This is a genomic window from Gammaproteobacteria bacterium, from assembly GCA_003696665.1.
Classification (GTDB): Bacteria; Pseudomonadota; Gammaproteobacteria; order Enterobacterales.
This window is the reverse complement of sequence record RFGJ01000333.1, coordinates 1-2,275: the sequence shown is the minus strand read 5'-3', so window position 1 is coordinate 2,275 and position 2,275 is coordinate 1. Positions and strand designations below refer to the sequence as shown.

Sequence of the window (2,275 nt, the reverse complement as noted above, 5' to 3'; positions counted from 1 at the left end):
GAAATTCACCTATCATGGTGTAGACCTGGTAGTGGACGAAATTTCCATTCAGTATGTCAACGGTGCAACCATTGACTACGTGGAAGATAACCTGATGGGCAGCGGCTTCAAGATTGACAACCCCAATGCTGTTTCCTCTTGTGGGTGCGGCAGTTCCTTCAGCACCTCGCAAGGCGACGGCTCTGGTGCCGGCTGCGGCAGCGGCAGTTGCGGCTGCAGTTAATCAAGTTATCCCACAGCCATGCAACGTACGGCGCTCCCCTCACGAGGAGCGCCGTTTTTCTTGTCATGGATACAACAACACAGGGAACGCAAATACTATTGACGGGTATCACTTGATGGTCAATGGCAAATACACAGGAAAGCGCTGGTACACTGCCTGTACGGAAGTTTTGCCAGTCAGTGTAGACAGCCCGCCATAGTAGCCAATAGTGTACAGGCCTGCATTGTTGATGCCTATGTCAATGTATTTCATCTCTCCACTCTGGATGATAGAATCCGGTATCAGCGTGTCGCACATCCAGGTGTAGAAAGTATTTGGCGCGGGGCCACAGTTCCCTATCATTGAGGCAGGGTACGCGATTTTTAGGGCATAATCAGCACCATAAGCAATCAGTGGGTTCCCATCGGCATCGACGGCAATGGCAATGCCCCGCGCGTCCGCCTGCCCGCTGCCCATACTGTCGATGACGGAGCATTCCCATTCAAAGTGTAACGAATTGGAGTTGAAACCACAATTTCCGGAGGTCCCCACATACACCGCATACTCCAGGGAATTGGTGGATTCCTCGTAAAACGCCATGTGGAGGGTGTTGTTGTGCTGTTCGTCTAATGTCATCGAAACGAATTTCCCGGCTACATCCACGATTTTGTAGATGTAGTATGAACCCAAACTGCCTTTTGCGTAATACAAGGCGTTATTTCCGCTATCGTAATACGCAATATGCTGCACATTGGAACTATCTACTACAAGCGAAGGATACATGCCAACCCCCAAACCCGTGTCCACGGTATCACATTGCCACTGCCCCGCGATAGTGTCCACACCACAATTACCATGACTGCCCACATAGTAGGCCACCTGAAGCGAATCCCCTCCCAACCCACGAATTTTATGTGCAATGTAAGCGGTACCATCGGAAGTGTACACCAGGGAAGGAAATACACCGTAACTGAACACGCCAGAGACACCCCTTTCCACCGTGGCCGTAATCCAGGTACAACTGGCCATACCAATGCAGCCAAAGGCCACTTTCAAAGACTGGGTGCTCGCATCGTAATAGGCAATGCCGGCCAGACCATTGACGGGATTAATGGCAATGTCGTTGTACATACCTACGTTACCGGCGGAATCCACCGTTTCACATTGCCAGGAGCCTTGAATGCCGCAATTTCCCCCACTGCCCACGTACCGGGCGGCCTTCAAATCTCCATTGGTGCTATCGTAATAACTGATGTACATACTGCCACGCACCGGGTCAACGGCTACGGATAGATGACTTCCGATACCATCCCCAGAGTCCACAACCTCGCTCTGCCAGACAGCAGAATCCACCATCGTAGTTGCAACAGTAGCACTGTACGACGCCCTGGGCATGCCCCCAACGACAAGAATCAGAACACACAACGCGATTAACGCCCACCCTTTTTTCATGTCAGCCTCCTTATCACGACAATTCTTGTTTCGTGCAATCCCCCCACAGAAAGCGGGATGCACCAGCCCGGAATCACTGCATTAATCCAGCAAGGAGGAAGTCGATAAGGAAACCGTCAGCAAAACTTACAGGGCAGCGTTACTTCTACGCCTTGCACGCTAATGCAATGGTATCCTGTTTAGTACCATAGCAAGGTTTTAGAGACAATGCAATAAGGGGGAAAAGCAGCAATTCCAAATTTGCCTGCATAGCCACAGATTACGCAGATTTTTTCTGTTCTACCGGTGCAATCTGCGACATCTGCGGATGAGTTGGCCCATATTGGGAATTGCTGGGGGAAAAGGGAGCCAGGCAGTAAAAAATCCTTCAGGGCGCACCCAGATGTTGTAGAAACCAAGCCCTTTTTGTGTCATGGCGGGCACCCGCCAGGCTATGAAGCCATCTTCTCCATGGATAGCGAACGTTTGCTCCCACTCCACGCTCCCCGGCCAGGAGTTCGCTTCGGGCATTTCGCCCCCTCGCGGTGACACGAAAGGGGGCGTTTCTACATATTTTGCGTGCATCCTTGCGTTCCAGGATATTGACACGCCCCCGAAAACGTGCTATCTTTAAACCGGTTT

General features: G+C 51.3%; 3 protein-coding genes. 1 reads left to right on the top strand and 2 read right to left on the bottom strand.

The window, feature by feature from the left end; genetic code table 11:
• Positions 1 to 223 (top strand): iron-sulfur cluster assembly accessory protein (locus D6694_08680; protein ID RMH41609.1); only part of this gene is annotated, 223 nt, incomplete at its 5' end.
• A 108-nt stretch (positions 224 to 331) separates the two neighbouring features.
• Here D6694_08680 and D6694_08675 read toward each other — a convergent pair.
• A complete protein-coding gene (locus D6694_08675; protein ID RMH41608.1) occupies positions 332 to 1,654 on the bottom strand; it encodes a hypothetical protein in 1,323 nt (440 codons plus the stop codon).
• A gap of 279 nt (positions 1,655 to 1,933) precedes the next feature.
• Positions 1,934 to 2,164: a hypothetical protein gene (locus tag D6694_08670; protein ID RMH41607.1), complete on the bottom strand. Its 231-nt coding sequence runs from the start codon at positions 2,162 to 2,164 to the stop codon at positions 1,934 to 1,936.
• Between the last annotated feature and the right edge of the window lie 111 nt (positions 2,165 to 2,275).

Bases quoted from the DNA above. Each gene is read 5' to 3' on its own strand.
- D6694_08675 (RMH41608.1), bottom strand. From the start codon at position 1,654: ATGAAAAAAGGGTGGGCGTTAATCGCGTTGTGTGTTCTGATTCTTGTC.
- D6694_08670 (RMH41607.1), bottom strand. From the start codon at position 2,164: ATGCCCGAAGCGAACTCCTGGCCGGGGAGCGTGGAGTGGGAGCAAACG.